Source organism: Intestinimonas timonensis, assembly GCF_900626145.1.
GTDB lineage: Bacteria > Bacillota > Clostridia > Oscillospirales > Oscillospiraceae > Intestinimonas > Intestinimonas aquisgranensis.
On sequence record NZ_LR130817.1, the window covers coordinates 101,064 to 116,729 of the forward strand.

At 49.2% G+C, this 15,666-nt stretch carries 19 protein-coding genes; 17 read left to right on the forward strand and 2 right to left on the reverse strand.

Features of this window, described 5'->3' with window-relative positions:
• Window positions 1–21 precede the first annotated feature (21 nt).
• From E0E29_RS06555 to E0E29_RS06575, 6 genes are all read left to right on the forward strand, one after another.
• Window positions 22–276, forward strand: a complete 255-nt coding sequence (locus E0E29_RS06555; protein WP_130849193.1) for a DUF4315 family protein — start codon at window positions 22–24, stop codon at window positions 274–276.
• On the forward strand, window positions 266–880 hold the full coding sequence (locus tag E0E29_RS06560) for a DUF4366 domain-containing protein (protein ID WP_130849194.1): 615 nt from the start codon (window positions 266–268) through the stop codon (window positions 878–880). Before E0E29_RS06555 ends, E0E29_RS06560 begins: the two co-directional genes overlap by 11 nt.
• Window positions 877–1,047 carry a hypothetical protein gene (locus tag E0E29_RS18070; RefSeq protein WP_165449826.1) on the forward strand — a complete coding sequence of 57 codons (171 nt, stop codon included), beginning with the start codon at window positions 877–879 and terminating at the stop codon, window positions 1,045–1,047. Before E0E29_RS06560 ends, E0E29_RS18070 begins: the two co-directional genes overlap by 4 nt.
• The gene (locus E0E29_RS06565; RefSeq protein ID WP_165449827.1) at window positions 1,047–1,409 is read left to right on the forward strand and encodes a cysteine-rich VLP domain-containing protein; all 363 of its coding nucleotides are present in this window, start codon (window positions 1,047–1,049) and stop codon (window positions 1,407–1,409) included. The genes E0E29_RS18070 and E0E29_RS06565 overlap by 1 nt, the downstream gene beginning before the upstream one ends.
• Before the next feature lie 164 nt (window positions 1,410–1,573).
• Window positions 1,574–1,759, forward strand: a complete 186-nt coding sequence (locus E0E29_RS06570) for a DUF4316 domain-containing protein (RefSeq protein ID WP_130849195.1) — start codon at window positions 1,574–1,576, stop codon at window positions 1,757–1,759.
• Window positions 1,756–2,100 (forward strand): plasmid mobilization protein, encoded by a 345-nt coding sequence (locus tag E0E29_RS06575; RefSeq protein WP_207303622.1) that lies wholly within the window; start codon window positions 1,756–1,758, stop codon window positions 2,098–2,100. Before E0E29_RS06570 ends, E0E29_RS06575 begins: the two co-directional genes overlap by 4 nt.
• 46 nt (window positions 2,101–2,146) lie before the next feature.
• Here E0E29_RS06575 and E0E29_RS06580 read toward each other — a convergent pair whose 3' ends face one another.
• Window positions 2,147–2,974 carry an HNH endonuclease gene (locus tag E0E29_RS06580; RefSeq protein ID WP_242622409.1) on the reverse strand — a complete coding sequence of 276 codons (828 nt, stop codon included), beginning with the start codon at window positions 2,972–2,974 and terminating at the stop codon, window positions 2,147–2,149.
• Window positions 2,975–3,151: 177 nt separating this feature from the next.
• On the opposite strand from E0E29_RS06580, the gene E0E29_RS06585 reads away from it, so the two are divergent.
• From E0E29_RS06585 to E0E29_RS06595, 3 genes are all read left to right on the forward strand, one after another.
• Window positions 3,152–4,771, forward strand: coding sequence for a hypothetical protein (locus E0E29_RS06585; RefSeq protein ID WP_130849196.1), 1,620 nt, complete (start codon window positions 3,152–3,154; stop codon window positions 4,769–4,771).
• A 147-nt stretch (window positions 4,772–4,918) separates the two neighbouring features.
• Entirely contained in the window at window positions 4,919–5,209 is a 291-nt protein-coding gene (locus tag E0E29_RS06590; protein WP_130849197.1) for a CD1845 family protein, read from the forward strand.
• A gap of 146 nt (window positions 5,210–5,355) precedes the next feature.
• Window positions 5,356–6,699 carry a relaxase/mobilization nuclease domain-containing protein gene (locus E0E29_RS06595; protein WP_479723856.1) on the forward strand — a complete coding sequence of 448 codons (1,344 nt, stop codon included), beginning with the start codon at window positions 5,356–5,358 and terminating at the stop codon, window positions 6,697–6,699.
• A 213-nt stretch (window positions 6,700–6,912) separates the two neighbouring features.
• Here the strand turns inward: E0E29_RS06595 and E0E29_RS06600 are convergent, their stop codons facing one another.
• Complete coding sequence (locus E0E29_RS06600; protein WP_330366484.1) at window positions 6,913–7,275, reverse strand: helix-turn-helix transcriptional regulator; 363 nt, start codon at window positions 7,273–7,275, stop codon at window positions 6,913–6,915.
• Between the two features lie 171 nt (window positions 7,276–7,446).
• Between E0E29_RS06600 and E0E29_RS06605 the strand changes: the two genes are divergently transcribed.
• From E0E29_RS06605 to E0E29_RS06640, 8 genes are all read left to right on the forward strand, one after another.
• Window positions 7,447–8,373 (forward strand): helix-turn-helix transcriptional regulator, encoded by a 927-nt coding sequence (locus tag E0E29_RS06605; protein ID WP_130849199.1) that lies wholly within the window; start codon window positions 7,447–7,449, stop codon window positions 8,371–8,373.
• A gap of 55 nt (window positions 8,374–8,428) precedes the next feature.
• Window positions 8,429–8,845, forward strand: coding sequence for a DUF3795 domain-containing protein (locus tag E0E29_RS06610; RefSeq protein WP_130849200.1), 417 nt, complete (start codon window positions 8,429–8,431; stop codon window positions 8,843–8,845).
• Between the two features lie 480 nt (window positions 8,846–9,325).
• Window positions 9,326–9,748, forward strand: a complete 423-nt coding sequence (locus E0E29_RS06615; protein WP_130849201.1) for an RNA polymerase sigma factor — start codon at window positions 9,326–9,328, stop codon at window positions 9,746–9,748.
• 345 nt (window positions 9,749–10,093) lie between these two features.
• Window positions 10,094–10,264: a hypothetical protein gene (locus tag E0E29_RS06620; protein WP_423202438.1), complete on the forward strand. Its 171-nt coding sequence runs from the start codon at window positions 10,094–10,096 to the stop codon at window positions 10,262–10,264.
• A 24-nt stretch (window positions 10,265–10,288) separates the two neighbouring features.
• A complete protein-coding gene (locus E0E29_RS18670; protein WP_242622410.1) occupies window positions 10,289–10,588 on the forward strand; it encodes a hypothetical protein in 300 nt (99 codons plus the stop codon).
• 86 nt (window positions 10,589–10,674) lie between these two features.
• On the forward strand, window positions 10,675–12,180 hold the full coding sequence (locus E0E29_RS06630; RefSeq protein ID WP_130849203.1) for a recombinase family protein: 1,506 nt from the start codon (window positions 10,675–10,677) through the stop codon (window positions 12,178–12,180).
• A complete protein-coding gene (locus tag E0E29_RS06635; RefSeq protein WP_130849204.1) occupies window positions 12,177–12,545 on the forward strand; it encodes a hypothetical protein in 369 nt (122 codons plus the stop codon). The genes E0E29_RS06630 and E0E29_RS06635 overlap by 4 nt, the downstream gene beginning before the upstream one ends.
• Window positions 12,546–12,547: 2 nt before the next feature.
• A complete protein-coding gene (locus E0E29_RS06640; RefSeq protein WP_207303581.1) occupies window positions 12,548–15,547 on the forward strand; it encodes a type I restriction endonuclease subunit R in 3,000 nt (999 codons plus the stop codon).
• The last annotated feature ends 119 nt before the right edge of the window (window positions 15,548–15,666 follow it).

The window sequence follows — 15,666 nt, forward strand, 5'->3', positions numbered from 1 at the left end:
TTTTCCGAAAGGAGCGACGATATGACCAAACTTGAAAAAATCGACAAGGAGCTGGACAAGGCCCGGGAGAAGGCCGCCGAATGGCAGGCCAAGGTCAGGGACTTGGAGAAACAGCGTCAGGAGGAAGAAAACAGCATGATCGTTCAGGCTGTCCGCTCCCTGAAACTGACGCCATCCGAGCTGGCTGCCTTTTTCAGCAACCCCACCATCACCACCTCGGGCCAACTTGGCCCGAAGCACGATGAAGCAAAGGAGGATACCGAGCATGAAGAATAAGCTGTTTCGCAGGGCCGCGGTTTTGACCGCCGCCCTGTTTTCTCTTACCTGTATGAGCATCACGGCCTACGCCCAGAGTGACGAGCCCGCAGAGGAAACCACGCCGCCCGCCGTAACGGAAACCGTTGCCAAGCCCTTCACCCCGGATGGGACGGGAACGGTGGTAGACAATGCCACCGACGAGGACGGCAAGGAGTTTTTCACCATCACCACCCCCAGCGAGAATGTCTTTTATCTGGTCATTGACCGTCAACGCACCGAGGAAAATGTGTATTTCCTGAACGCTGTCACGGAAAAAGACCTGCTGGCCCTTGCCGAAGCCGACCCGGAACCCGAGGTCAAGGAGCCTGTCACACAGCCTGAGACTGACCCGGAGCCTGTTGCCGAGCCGGAACCCGAACCTGAAAAAGATGCAGGCTTTCCTGTTGGCAATCTCCTGATGGTAGCGGCTGTCCTGTTGGTGGGCGGCGGAGCAGCCTATTATTTCAAGGTCTACCGTCCGAAGCATGAGGCCCCGGAGCTGGACGAGGATGATTACGACTATGACGAGAACGACCCCTACGGCGATATGGCGGTTGAGGAAGAAACGGAGGACGAGGAATGAATTTCACCAACAGCCCTTATGAAAAGATGATGAAAGAGATCCCCCGTCCGGGCCGTGGCGGCGCTGACCGCTGTGCCGGGTGCCGCTACCTGAAGGAGTGCAGAAGCCAGAAGGGCCGATGCCGCAAGCAGTTCCGTACCTCGGGCCGAGTTGGCCCGAAGTCCTGATGTGCCGGGAACTGACCCGTGACGAGCGAAGAGGTATCCGAAAACTGGTCACGGAGATGTGCGCCAACTATGACCGGGAGTATGGCTGCCTGCCGCTGGACTGTGAGTGCTATATGCTGGGGAAATGCTGGACGGGAGCCTACTGCCGCTACTTCCGGGAGGCCGTTCTTCCCCTTGACCCGGCGCTGATGGCCTCCATCTGCGAGGACGGCCCGGCCCCGGATACCCGGCTGTGCGCCGTTTGCGGGAGGCCCTTTCTCCCGGAGGGGCGGCAAGCCTACTGTTCCGACGCCTGCAAGGCCGAGGGAAACCGCAGAAGGAGCCGGGAGCGCATGAGAAAAAAGCGGCTGAAAAACGGATAGACCTGTTACGATTTGCCCGGAGAAAAAGCCCGGTATTCCGGGACTTTTTCCGCCTGTTTTCCGGGCCGGAATACCTTAATACCTTCCGGCTCGGTTTGACCGGGTATTTCGTAACATTCATGCACTTCGGGCCAACTTGGCCCGAGGCTGGAAAGGAGGAAATTATGAACGAGAGAGACAATCATCTGCATACTGCCGAGCTTTCCGAGGAACAGAACGACAATATGCTGGACGGCATTTTGAACAATCTGCCGCCCTCGCCGCTCCCCAAGGGGCCGGAGAAAAAGGAACTGGACAAGGTGAAGGAGCCACCCGCCCACAAACGGAGCCGGGAACGGGAGGAACGCTGACGGCCCGGCGCAAGCGTGACAGGCACCTTCATGTGATGGTGACGGCAGATGAGCTGGCACAGATACAGGAGCGCATGGCCGAGGCGGGCATTACCAACGCCGGGGCCTATATGCGGAAGATGGCCTTGAATGGCTATATCCTCCATGTAGACCTTGCCCCTGTCCGGGAGCTGGTGTCCTTACAGCGAAGGTGCGCCAACAATCTCAATCAGGTGGCCGTCCATGCCAATAGCTTCGGCGTGTACCCGGAGGAGATCGCCGGGCTCCAGAGGGACTATGAAAAGCTCTGGGGGCGGGTGTCCGATGTTCTCACGGAGCTGTCTAAACTGGTGGAAAGATGATTTGGAGGGGTGCGGCCTTAGTGGCTGCACCCCTCCTTTTTCTCATTTACCATCTATATCTTCGACGAGGAAAATGTAATTCACGAAGCCCGGCCTCTCTGCAAATAGAAGATAAAACTTTTAATATTTCTTCTCTTGTAAGGTTAAACCATTCACCAAGTTCACTATCCGAAAAACAATAAAAAACATCTTGCCCCGAACCATATTTTGTATATGCCTTTTCTGCTTCGGCTATCTTTAACCGCCTGCGGATAGAATTGAGCATATCGGCAATAGTATCAAGCTTTTCACGCCAGGAAGGATTATGAACAGCAGATTTTCCTTCCGCTTGCTTTAATATTGCACCATCCCTTGTACGCAAAACCCCTGTATTTAACGCAACAAGAGTATCCTCAATCGCCTTATCAAAATCCTCCATTCGGCCTTCCTGACTAATATCGTCCTGAAATGCAGGGCGATCAAAGCATTGAACAAAAAACTTGATAAGGTCTTTATCTTCTTCAAAAGATTGCGTTGGCGAAACCATTTCTACCTCTAAGATGGCTAATTCTTCCGCAATTTTTTTCCACCTGAGAAGAACCTCTTTTGTATAACGAGCGGTATCTGTATCTATTAGCTTTGAACAAGATTGACATAGCCATATCCCATTATCAAAAGACTTTCGTTCTTCGGTTGTCATGCTTTCGTCATATCTGGGGTCACCCTTGGCCGCAGCACAAATATGGGAAGCTACACCGATATTTGTAATTTTATCAGGATCTGTATTTGCTCCACAGGTTAGTTTCCGACAGCTCGGATTACTGCATTTTCTACCCACTCGATTTGCAAGTAATTCCTTCGTAGCCAAGGAAAAATCATCTCTGTTGTTTGCCATAAGTGTCACCTCGTTTCGTTTAAGAACTATTTTAAGTATAGCACAATAAGTAGATTGTTTCTATGGACTCTCCTTAGCTTCGAGCCAAGTTGGCCCGAAGAATGGATAATTGACGATTTCTGAATTGTGCAGTAAAATTTAATTATAATTGACAATTAAAACAGGGGGGGACTTAAGATGGATAAGAGCTATATTTACCAAGTCCCAATCAGAGAATGGATTGAAAACGATTGGGGTAAAGGAATATTCGTGCCTGTATATGGCAGCAAAAAGGATGACAAGTGGGATGTATTTTTTCAAAGCTATCTTATTTCAGCAAATGAGGCAGAGGGACAATTAGAAACGGATTCCTATGACATTCATGGTTCGTTATTGCCCGGAATCACTGTTTATGGCGCATGGGATTCCGGAGAAGCCGTATATCATAAATGGAATAACGATTCTAACATGGAGCCCTTAGTTATCAAAAGAGATTATAATGGCTTGGCAAATGATAACATAGAAATTGTTGAAGAATTTAGATTTCTTTTTAACCTTTACTATAATTCACAATCTAAAGAATACATCGACTTGGAGAATGATATTTCTGTTATAAAAATATCTGGCGACAATTTAGTTAGCATACATAAGCGGTATCTCAAAAGCTATCTCGCTGTAAAGAATATGGCACTCATCATGCACATTGATAGTCGTTGTGTTGACATTACTGGAGAAAATGTTCCAACAGATGGGATCGCTTATCGTAATGAAGACAATACCATTTTTTACACAGTGAATACAGGCAGATGCCATACAGGAGTTCGGCAAGAAAGTTTTTCTATTCTATTTGGGAAAAAAGTACTATTTGGATGCGAACTTAAAGATTGTAATATTTGGCCTTATAACGAAGAAAAGCATTATATTGATTTTGTTATTGGTGTTGACGATGATGGTAGAGAAATACATCATACTTGTGATCCGAGTAAATTGAGTAATTATTTTGGTGCAAACCCTACTGCCCCACATTATTTGACTCCTGTATTCTTTGATTCGGCTGTTCTAAATAAGTATTATTCAAAGCCAGAAATATATAAGGTCGAAGATTGCATTATACGATGTGGTACATTGTGGTCGCTTTATATTGATAATCAAAATACGGGATATGTTTCGGTGTATCTTGGTGACTTGGGCAGAGATTTACCAAGCGAACAAGAGCAACACTATTGGCGAGGATTTAACAAAGCACTTGATGCAAAATTAAGTGACACAAAATTCAGAAGAGATTTTATGTCGTTGCCTACAGACCCACAATCATTAGATTTCATCTTCAAAAATACTTATTTGAAGATCAATCGTCAATTTACTGAAAAAATGGGATGGCCATTGTTCTTAGAGCTTGATGAACAGGATTTATATAATTTTGAAGGACTGCGTATTCCAATCAATAACTCTATTGTCGAAATGGATATGCTGGTGCTATCATTGGTTAAAGTAGTGCTGGATTCCTTAAATGAAAAGGAAATTGTAGCACAACTAACGGGTACATACGAAAAGCTGGTCGGGAGCATATCAAAATTAGAGGCATGGTTTCAAGAAAAACAGCTTACAGACTATCAAGATCATATTAAGTTCCTGAGAAATTTGCAGGAATTGCGCTCGAGTGGAACAGGGCATAGGAAAGGAAAAGGTTATCAAAAAATATCAAAAGTATTTGATGTTCAAAAAGAAAATTATGCAGAAACATTTTCTAATATCTTAGAAAACACAATTTCATTCTTAAATTATATAGGAACTCACTTAGAAGAACTAAGCAAGTAACTTTGAAACTCTGTTAATGGGGAAAGCAATTGGATTGCTTTCCCCATTCTATTTGGGACAAGATTCACTAACCATCTACAACATTGTTGCCCCTACGCCTGCATGGTAAAATATAGGTAAAAAGATATTTAGAAATGGGCTGAACCTATGAGACTATTATTAAAACTGATTGCTGCGCCGTTTGTGGTGCTGCTGACTGTCCTTGTGGCCGTCCTGCTGTTCCTGTTCTCCCTGTCCTCCTTCCTCCTGACGGCGGCCTCGGTCATTATGGCGCTGCTGAGCGTGGGGCTGTTCTTCATCAGCTACCCGGTGGGCGGCGTCATTTATCTGGTGATTGCGTTCCTGCTTTCCCCCTATGGCTTGCAGGCGGGTGCCGGAGCTGTTATCACGGGGCTGGACAGTCTGAACCTGTCTTTGCGCCAGTTCATCACAAGCTGACAGCTTCGGGCCAACTTGGCTCGAAGTGACACGGATTGATGGCGGCTCGGTGGGGCCGCCGTTCTCTATGAAGGGAGGGATTTTCTCTGGCAACGACCACCTTACTGCAACGCCATGCCAACGAGGGAGAAAGCATAGCCGAAGCCATCCGTGACTGTCTGGACTACGGGAAAAATCCCGAAAAGACGGAAAGCGGAAAATACATATCCTCCTATGAATGCGACCCGGCCACAGTAGCCGCCGAGTTCCTTTTGGCAAAGGCCAGCTACAAGGCCATGACGGGCCGGGAACAAAAGAAGGGCGAGGATGTGCTATGCTATCAGATCCGCCAGTCCTTCTATCCCGGAGATATCACCCCGGAAGAAGCAAACCGGGTCAGCTATGAGCTGGCTATGCGCTGGACGAAGGGCCGCCATGCGTTCATTGTCACGACCCACACGGACAAGGAGCATATTCACTCGCATATCTACTACAATTCCACGACCCTTGACTGTACCAGGAAGTTCCGAAATTTCTGGGGTTCGTCCTTCGCTCTGCGGCGGCTCTCTGACCGCTTGTGTCTGGAAAACGGATTATCCATTGTGGAAAATCCCAAGCCCCGGAGCAAGGGCAAGTTTCGCAATTACGGGGAGTGGCTGGCCAGACGTAAAAGGCCGTTGACCTATCAGGACAGACTGCGGGCCGCCATTGATACCGCCCTTGCAAAGAGGCCCGCTGACTTCCCGGAATTTCTCTCCCTGATGGAGCAGGCGGGCTATGAGGTCAAGCAGCATCGGGGAACAATCAGCTTTCGGGCTCCCGGTCAGGAGCGGTTTACCCGCCTGCGCTCTGACACCCTCGGGGACGGCTACGGCGAAACAGATATACGGGCCGCCATATCCGGCTCCCGTCAGCGCCCCGGCCAGTCCCGCCAGAAGGTCAGTCTTGCCATTGACATTCAATCCCGGCTCCAAGGGAAAGGCCCCGGCTATGAACGGTGGGCCAAGGTGTTCAATCTCAAACAGATGGCCGCCGCCCTTGCCTACTTGCAGGACAACGGCCTGACGGACTATGAGCAGTTGGAGCAGAAGGCCACGGCGGCGACCGAGCGGTTTCACAAGCTGTCCGACCAAATCAAAAGCACCGAGGCAGCCCTCCATACCAACATGGAATTGAAAGCGGCAACGGTGCAGTATGCCAAGACCCGGCCTGTCTTGGAGAAGTACAAGGCCAGCAAATACAGCAAAAAGTTTCTTGCGGAACATGAGGCGGATATTGAGCTTTACCGGGCGACCTATGCCGACTTCAAGCGCATTTTGGACGGTGGCAAGCTCCCCAAGATGGACGCACTCAAAGAGGAAGGCCGCAAGCTGGCCGAGCAGAAAAAGAAGCTCTACGCCGAGTACCGTAAGGCCAAGGCGGATATGCAGGAGGTCACGACCATCAAGGCCAACATTGACTATCTGCTGGGCTACTCGGAGCCGGGCAGAAAGAAGGAACAGGAGCGTTAGGGACTGTGACGCATAAGGAGCGAAGCGACGCTACAACTTCGGGCCAAGTTGGCCCGAAGCGCCGGGTTTGGGGAGGCTCCCCAACAAGCAGATTTTCACAGGCTGGCCGTAAGGCCGGGCTTGTGAAAATGGCTTCTGTGGCCACAGAAGCATTGCTTGCCATTTAGCGGCACCCCGGAAAAGCCCGCAAAAATGAGAAAACGAAGGCCCTCGTTACTTGACCTCCGTTTCTCTGGCTTTTTGTAGTCCTTCCGCTGTGGCCTCCATGACCGTCAATTCCTTTTCGTCCATTGTATTGAGCAATCTGTCAATATGCTGGCGGCAGTCGCTTTCGCCGTTCTGCCTGTCAGGATAAAAGAACTGGTCTACGGAAATGTCCAACAGGGTGACGATTTGGTAAAAGGTGTTCAGGCTCGGATGCTGGCCTCGGTTCTCAAAATACATGATGGAACGAGGGGTACGGTCTACAAGCTGTGCAAGATATTCCTGCGTCCAGCCTTTCGCCTCTCTTTTGCGCTTGATCTCCCGGCCTAATGCGTGGAAGTCAAGCCGTCTGGTGTCTTGGTACATTCTCATATCACTCCTATATTATTCTACATTTCGGGTTAGATTATGAGAACGAAATATAATTTTATTTCAAAGTAGCATTTTGTTTCATCATCTTATTGGCTTTGTAATTGCAACCTACTGTACTTGCCTATATAATAGGCATAAGGTCTAAGCAAATCCATTGAAGGGAATGATATTATGAGATTATATAGATTGTTACATTTAATGAACATCCTTGCAAATAATGAAAAGACCACAATAAAGTATTTGTCAGAAAAATTAGAGGTATCCAGACGCACCATATACCGTGATTTAGAGGACATTTCAATGGCTGGTTTTCCCATTGTCTCAACTCCGGGATATGGTGGAGGTATAAGTATAGTAGAGGGGTATAGGTTCGACAAAAATCTACTATCGTCAGAGGATTGGGAGCAAATTTTAATTGGGCTCAATGCAATTAAGACGATGGGCGATAATGAAAAGATTGAATATTTGATTGGGAGAATTGCACCTAAAGATATTCAGACTATAAATGAACAAAGTGATATAATGATTGATTTATCTCAATGGTATGATGATGATGCACAAGAGTTATTTGTAGATATTCGTAGTGCCATCAACAACAGGCAGTTACTTTCTATTGATTACCAAACAAAATCATCATCGACGCATAGGGAAATTGAGCCTTACAAATTGATTTTCAAAGAACGGGATTGGTATTTGTACGCATTTTGTCGGTTGAGAAATGAGTTCCGACTATTCAAAGTTAATCGCATTTCTTCGTATAAATTGATAAATACTTACTTTATTCCGCAAAAGATAACCCTCCCATCCTTTGAAGGATTGGTAGAAAGGCAAATCTTTCAAAAGGCGGCAAAAAACAAGTACCATGTAATACTTGAGTTTGATTTTCAAGACAAAGAATTTTTAATACAAACTTTGGGAGCTCTCAACTTCAAAACAACAGAAAACAAAGGTGTTATTGATTTCCAAACGACCAACATCGAATATACAGCAAACCTAATACTTAGCTTACAAGATAAAGTAAAAGTAATAAGTCCACCAGAGCTATACGAGAGAGTTTTATCAACTATATGCAAAATGAAAATGTTATATGAAAGGTGACATACTGATGGCACCTTCCTTGCACTATGATATAGACAAAGGAGGGGAAAGCCTAATGAAAATGCCTATGAAAATTGATACTGAAATGTTTGCTCCGTGCGGTATGAACTGCATGGTTTGCTATAAGCACTGTTATACTAAGAAAACAAAACAACCTTGCGGAGGATGTATGGTTGAAAGTAAAGGTAAGCCAGAACATTGCCGTAAGTGCAAAATTAAGGACTGCGTTCAATCCAAAGGAATAACATACTGCTATGAATGTAATGAGTTTCCTTGCAAACTAATAAAAAACCTTGAAAGAAGTTATAAAAAGCGGTATGGCGTAAGTCTGGTAGAAAATAGTCAGATTGTTAAAGAAAATGATATTCCATTTCTACTGAAAATTCATAGCCAAAAATATTGTTGTCCTAAATGTGGAGGTACTATCTCTATACATGATAAAGTGTGTAGTGATTGCCAGAAGCCCGTATAGCTAAACAATACCGAAGGAACGGAAATAAAAAAAACCGTTGTTTCGGCGGCTGGGTATCTGTGCGCCTAAACAAAATACAAGTAGCCTTACGGCGGTTTTGAGAAATTTCAAGCCGCCGTTTTCTTTTTCAAAAATTGAAATCTGGGGGGTGTATTAAAGTTACCCTTTTTTAAGGATACGGCGGTGTCCGGGAGGTATTGCCGTGTCCTTATTTATTTTTCACAGTCCCCATGACCTTTACCAGCTAAAAAAAGCGTAGCTCCCCCTCCGGGACAGTCCGGCCATGTAGGTACAAAATATCAGTACAATGTAGATAATGTAGTTTCGTGCGTCCGAGCGGCTTTGTGCCGCCCGGGCGTTTTTCTTTTCCGGTGGGGTCGCCTCGGGTCAACTTGGCCCGAAGTCCAGCCCCGGTGTCGCTCCCCTCCGGCCTTCGTTTCGGTCACTCGTCAACACCCAACACCGAAACGGAGGTACACAATGAAGGAAATCAATTTGCGGGATTTTTACCCGTGGTATAAAGAGAATGTCATTATCGAAGTCACAGAAGAAGTTGCGGAAGAACTGCTGGCGGGCCAGCGGTTCATTAAGGCCAGCCGCCGCCGTGTCTACCGTAATAAGGCGCATTATTCTCTGGATGCCGAGGATGGTATCGAGTATTCCGCCTGCTTCTCTAACCCCTCCCCGCAAGAGCTGATCGAGCGCATGGAGCGGTTTGAATATCTCTGCCACGCTCTGAACAGTCTGCCAGACGCACAGGGCCAACGGGTCTTTGAGCACTATCTGCTGGGCCACTCGGTCAAGGCGATTGCCGCCGCCGAAGGGGTGACGGAACAGGCCATTACCGCCGCTATCCGCCGGGGCTTGGAGAACATGAAAAAATATTTGAAAAATGTTCTGTGAGCCTGTTGTTTTTGATCTTCCAACCGACACGGTTAATAAGAGGAAGAACATTCCTCCCATAACTGAATAGCGGGTAACTTGGAGTACCCAGCAGGGAGCCGGGCGGCAGGTACGCAGAGACTTTTCCATGAGGAAAAAGAGCGACAACTACCCATGCCGCAGGTGGGGACGAGCCATCTCCACGGCCACGATCTGCAACGGGCCGCAAGGGATAAGCTGGCAGCTTATCCGCTCTGATTTGCCGCACGATCCAGCGGGGGTGCTGGCTGAAATAACCGTTGTCTTGCGACAAGCCGAACACACAGGGCCAGCACTCCCAGCTTTATGAGGAAGAAGGTTTTGACCATGTATGAGGAATGGAGCAACAACGCTTGCCGTGGCTATGTTATCAAGGCTATGGAAAACTGCGGCTTCCAGTCAAAGGACATTCGGCAGGTGCTTACCGAGCTCTACGAGGTCTTTGACTTCTGCGCCGTGGAGGAAGCGGCGCACTATTACGAAAACTGGCAGTCCTGACCTCGGGCCAAGTTGACCCGAAGCGTGGAGCAGAACGAAAGGGCAGCACCTTTTACCGGGTGCTGTCCTTTCGCTTTTCCCCACTGGGACAATGCGGGAAAACGCTGGCAGTCAACCAACTACGCAAAGGAGGCTTCAATGGTACAATCCGTTACTTATCAGAGCGAAACCAAGACCGTCCCTTTTCAGGGGAAAAGCATTGTGCTGGAAAGTCTTACGCCGGTACTTTCCCCGAAGGAAAAGGAAAAGCGGAAGAAAGAGATTGAGCGCTGTCTGTATGAGGTGTTCAGCAAATACCGGAAGGCCGTGGACAATCCGGCCTGAACATCGACAACATTGCCCCTCGGGGCTATCAATGGTATAATATACTTGTAGGTTGGTAGCTCCATTCCGCAGGAAAGGAGCCCGACATGAATATCAGAGAAGATGTAATTTATGCAAGACAATCCGTAGACCGCAAGGACAGTATCAGCATTGAGAGCCAGATTGATTTCTGCAAATACGAGTTGAAGGGAGGCAGTTGCCGGGTTTTCAAGGACAAGGGCTATTCGGGAAAGAATACCGACAGGCCCGAGTTTCAAAAGCTCCTTGGGGAGATACGCAAAGGCAAGGTACGCCGGGTAGTTGTCTATAAGCTGGACAGAATAAGCCGCTCCATTCTGGACTTTGCGAACATGATGGAGCTGTTTCAGGAATACGATGTGGAGTTTGTTTCCTCCACAGAGAAGTTCGACACCTCGACCCCGATGGGCCGGGCCATGCTGAATATCTGTATCGTATTCGCCCAGCTTGAACGGGAGACAATCCAGAAGCGTGTCACGGACGCTTACTACTCCCGGTGCCTGAAAGGCTTCCACATGAGCGGCCAAGCTCCCTATGGCTTTGAATTGGAGCCGACGGTGGTAGAAAATATCCGCACAAAAATGATGGTGGCCGACCCCGTAGCCGCCAACCATGTGCGCCTGATGTTTGAGATGTACGCCGAGCCCGAAACTTCCTTCGGGGACATTACCCGGTATTTTGAGGAACAGGGTATCAAGGTATATGGGAAGTCATTGACACGCCCCTTCCTGTCCCAGCTCCTACGCAACCCGGTCTATGCACAGGCCGACTTGGAAATGTATGAGTTCTTCAAAAGTCAGGGTGCGGTGGTAGTCAATGACGCCGCCGACTTCGCCGGGACAAACGGTTGCTATCTCTACCAAGGTCGGGATGTGAAGGAGGACAAGGACAAGAGCCTGAAAGATCAGATCCTTGTGATCGCTCCCCATGAGGGCTTCATATCCTCCGACATTTGGCTGAGGTGCCGCAAGAAGTTGATGACAAACATCACTTTTCAGAATGGGCGCAAGGCCCGCAATACTTGGCTGGCCGGGAAAATCAAATGCGGGAAATGCGGGTACGCACTCAAAACGACCCACAACCCCTCTGGCTATGAATACCTCCGCTGTTCCAAGCGGGCCGACCACAAGGGCTGTCCGGGGTGCGGCACACTCCGTAAGAATGAGTTTGAACAGTTCATTTTCACCGCTATGGGAGAAAAGTTCCGGGAGTTCAAGCTGCTTCGGGGCGGCGAGGAAAAGGCCAACCCGAAGATTACTGCCTATCAGGTGGAGCTTGCACAGGTAGAGGCCGAGATTGAAAAACTGCTTGATACGCTGACCGGGGCCAACGCCACCTTGCTGGCCTACGCCAACAAGAAAATCGAGGATTTGGACAACCGCCGCAAAACGCTGTCCAAGGCGATTGCAGACCTGTCCGTTGAAACGCTGTCCTCCCAGCAGATCGAATTGCTATCCGGGTATCTGGACGATTGGGAGCATATCAGCTTTGAGGACAAACGAAAAGCCGCTGACGGCCTGATTTCATCAATCAGCGCAACCAGCGACTATGTAAAAATAGAGTGGAAAATATGACCTATTTTCCACTCCGTCAAATCACTTGTTTCTTTATACCGCTTGTAGCCCCTTGTAAACCGTTGCTTATGGTTCCGGATTCAGACTATTCGCAAGATATGTTTATTTCCGGAATTATTAAGAATACAGATAACGGAATTTTAATTCTGGATTGTGTGGAATCGGAAGCAGTTCGATATACCTCCGCTGGAGATAATGTAGTAGACAAGAACTCTGCTGTAGAATTGGTAATCCTTTTAAAAAACCATGTTGAAACTTTAAAGGGATTTCATCTTTATATAAAAGATGTGTATGGAAACCGATACAGTTATGAAATGCCATTAAACGGAGACCAGTTTACTCTTGGAGAATGCAAGGAGGTGTAACCGTGCCTGATTTTGATGTAAAAGAGAAACGCTTTGAACAGGATATTGAGGAATACCTACTTACCCACGGCGGCTATCAGAAGGGCAACCCTGCCGCCTTTAACCGGGAAAAGGCGCTGGACACCGGCACATTTCTCTCCTTCATCCGCACCAGCCAGCCCAAGCAGTGGGAGCGGTTTGAGAAGATTTACGGTGCCGACAGTGAGCGGCAGCTCATCGACCGTTTTTGCCGGGAAGTGAAACTGGTGGGCCTGCTGAAAGTGCTGCGCCAGGGTTTTACCGACCGGGGCATCAAGTTCCGGGTCGTGTTCTGGAAACCGGAGACCTCCATCAACGAGACCAGTCAGGCCCAGTACGCCGCCAATATCCTCCACTGCACCCGGCAGCTCCACTACTCCCTAAGCAACGAAAACAGCATTGATATTGTCCTGTTCCTTAACGGCATCCCAGTGGTGTCTATGGAGCTGAAATGCCAGTTCACCGGGCAGGACACCGCCAACGCCATCCAACAGTACAAGTTTGACCGGGCGGGCAAGGATGCCATTTTCGAGTTCAAAAACCGTGTGCTGGTCCACTTTGCCGTGGATCTGACCAATGTGTATATGACCACCCGGCTGGAGGGGGCGAAAACCTATTTCCTGCCCTTTAACCAGGGCAGCAACGGGGCCGGAAATGTGGGCGGCAAAGGAAATCCCATTAACCCGGACGGCTACGACACTGCCTACCTGTGGAAAAATGTGCTGTGCAAGGATCGCCTGCTGGAGATTTTACATAAATATCTCCATTTGCAGCAGGAGAAGGACGAAAAGATCGGCGAGGTGAAGTCCGAGCGGATGATCTTTCCCCGGTATCACCAGCTGGATGTGGTGACCAAGCTGCTGGCCGATGTGAAGGCCAATGGCTCCGGTAAGAACTATCTCATTCAGCACAGCGCCGGTTCCGGCAAGTCCAATTCCATTGCCTGGCTTGCCCACCGGCTTACCGGCCTGCACGATGACCACGACGAGAAGATCTTCCAGTCTGTCATCATCGTCACTGACCGCCGGGTACTGGACAGCCAGTTGCAAAACACCGTCTATCAGTTTGACCATGTGGCGGGCGTAGTGCAGAAGATCGACAAGAACGCCCAGCAGCTCCGTGAGGCCATCGAGGCCGGGACGGGCATCATCATCACCACCCTCCAGAAGTTCCCAGTCATCTACAAAGAAGTGCGCTCCGGCAACAAGCGGTTTGCGGTCATTGTGGACGAGGCCCATTCCTCCCAGACCGGCGACGCCGCCCGCAAGCTGAAACGGGCGCTGGCCGATACCGAGAAGATTCTGGAGGAGTATGCCAAAGAGGAGTATGAGGAGGAAGCCAAACGCAAGGACGATGAGGACAAGCTGCTGGATGAACTGGCCGCCCAGGGTATTCACGAGAACCTGTCCTTCTTCGCCTTTACGGCCACCCCCAAGGACAAAACGCTGCAAATGTTCGGCCAGCGGGATGAAAATGGTAAATACCATCCCTTCCACGTGTACTCCATGCGGCAGGCCATTGAGGAAGGCTTTATTCTGGATGTACTGCAAAACTACATGACCTATAACATGTACTATAAGATTGCCAAGGCCATCCCCGACGACCCGGAGCTGGACACCGCCGCCGGTGTCCGTGCTATTCGCCAGTTTGAGACGCTGCACCCCCACAATATCTCTCAAAAAACGGCTATCATGCTGGAGCAGTTCCGCAATGTAACCCGACACAAGATCGGTGGTAAGGCTAAGGCCATGATCGTGACGCCCTCCCGGCTCCATGCGGTGCGCTACCTGCTGGAGTTCAAGCGGCAGATCCAGGAGAAGGGCTACACTGACCTGGATGTGCTGGTGGCCTTCTCCGGCGAAGTGGAGGACAATGGGGAGACCTACACTGAGGAGAAGCTGAACAAAACAAAATCCGGCGAGACCATCAAAGAGAAGGCCCTGCCGGAGGCGTTCCATACAGACGAATATGGAATGCTAATCGTGGCGGAAAAGTATCAGACCGGCTTTGACGAGCCGCTGCTGCACACCATGTTTGTGGATAAGAAGCTATCTGGCGTGAAGGCTGTCCAGACTCTCTCCCGGCTGAACCGCACTATGCGGGGCAAGAAGGATACATTTGTGTTGGATTTCGTCAACTCCGCCGAGGATATCCGAAAAGCCTTTGAGCCGTATTTTGAGGAGACGGTTCTGGAGGAGGAGACCGACCCCAATGTGGTATACGATCTGAAAAACACCCTGGACGAGTTCCGGGTGTATCAGCAGATAGAGATCGACCGGTTTGCGGAGATTTTCTATTCCTCCAAGGAGCAGTCCAGCGGCGATTTGGGTAAGCTCCAGGGCGCTATCCGCCCGGCGCTGGATCGTTTCGAGGCGCTGGAGGAGGAAAAGCAGGATCTCTTCAAGTCCACTCTGGCCCGGTTCAACCGGATCTATGCCTTCATCACGCAGGTTTGCCGCCTGTTTGATAAGGAGATCCACAAGTTCAACGTGTACGCCAAGTTTCTCTATACCATGCTGCCCAAGGGTGGGCGGGATAAAGTCTATGTGGACGACAAGGTGTTGCTGGAGTATTACCGCTTGGAAAAGGACTTCGAGGGCGGAATCCAGTTGGAGAGCGCTCCGGAAGGCTTCCGGCCTATCACCGGCGAGGCTGGCCGCAGGGAAAAGAAGCGTGATCCATTGACGGTCATCATTGAGAAAATCAACGAGAAGTACGGCACCAACTTCACCGAGATGGATAAGGTCCTGCTTCAGATGGAGAACGACTATGCCGCTCAGGACAAGTGGCACAGCTACGCCCAGAATAACGACCGCAAGACCTTCATGCTGCTCTTTGAAAAGGACTTCCCCAACATGGCCGCCGCCCGCTATGAGCAAAACGAGGACTTCTTTGTAAAAATGTTCTCTGATCCGGATATGATGCGGCAGGTAATGGAGACGGTGGGCACGGTGCTATATGAGAGGTTGAGAACAGGAACCTAAAACAGAAGGAGAGTGCCGTTTGCGGCTCTCTCCTTTGCCTTTGTAAGGGATTTTCGCCTTTTCTGGCCATTGCCGTTGCCTCCAGAGATGTCTACACCTGCAATGAGCAAAAAACTGCT

Excerpts from the sequence above, each read along its gene's own strand:
- E0E29_RS06555 (WP_130849193.1), top strand. The coding sequence starts at position 22 with ATGACCAAACTTGAAAAAATCGACAAGGAGCTGGACAAGGCCCGGGAG.
- E0E29_RS06560 (WP_130849194.1), top strand. The coding sequence starts at position 266 with ATGAAGAATAAGCTGTTTCGCAGGGCCGCGGTTTTGACCGCCGCCCTG.
- E0E29_RS18070 (WP_165449826.1), top strand. The coding sequence starts at position 877 with ATGAATTTCACCAACAGCCCTTATGAAAAGATGATGAAAGAGATCCCC.
- E0E29_RS06565 (WP_165449827.1), top strand. The coding sequence starts at position 1,047 with ATGTGCCGGGAACTGACCCGTGACGAGCGAAGAGGTATCCGAAAACTG.
- E0E29_RS06570 (WP_130849195.1), top strand. The coding sequence starts at position 1,574 with ATGAACGAGAGAGACAATCATCTGCATACTGCCGAGCTTTCCGAGGAA.
- E0E29_RS06580 (WP_242622409.1), bottom strand. The coding sequence starts at position 2,974 with ATGGCAAACAACAGAGATGATTTTTCCTTGGCTACGAAGGAATTACTT.
- E0E29_RS06585 (WP_130849196.1), top strand. The coding sequence starts at position 3,152 with ATGGATAAGAGCTATATTTACCAAGTCCCAATCAGAGAATGGATTGAA.
- E0E29_RS06590 (WP_130849197.1), top strand. The coding sequence starts at position 4,919 with ATGAGACTATTATTAAAACTGATTGCTGCGCCGTTTGTGGTGCTGCTG.
- E0E29_RS06600 (WP_330366484.1), bottom strand. The coding sequence starts at position 7,275 with ATGAGAATGTACCAAGACACCAGACGGCTTGACTTCCACGCATTAGGC.
- E0E29_RS06605 (WP_130849199.1), top strand. The coding sequence starts at position 7,447 with ATGAGATTATATAGATTGTTACATTTAATGAACATCCTTGCAAATAAT.
- E0E29_RS06610 (WP_130849200.1), top strand. The coding sequence starts at position 8,429 with ATGAAAATGCCTATGAAAATTGATACTGAAATGTTTGCTCCGTGCGGT.
- E0E29_RS06615 (WP_130849201.1), top strand. The coding sequence starts at position 9,326 with ATGAAGGAAATCAATTTGCGGGATTTTTACCCGTGGTATAAAGAGAAT.
- E0E29_RS06620 (WP_423202438.1), top strand. The coding sequence starts at position 10,094 with ATGTATGAGGAATGGAGCAACAACGCTTGCCGTGGCTATGTTATCAAG.
- E0E29_RS06630 (WP_130849203.1), top strand. The coding sequence starts at position 10,675 with ATGAATATCAGAGAAGATGTAATTTATGCAAGACAATCCGTAGACCGC.
- E0E29_RS06635 (WP_130849204.1), top strand. The coding sequence starts at position 12,177 with ATGACCTATTTTCCACTCCGTCAAATCACTTGTTTCTTTATACCGCTT.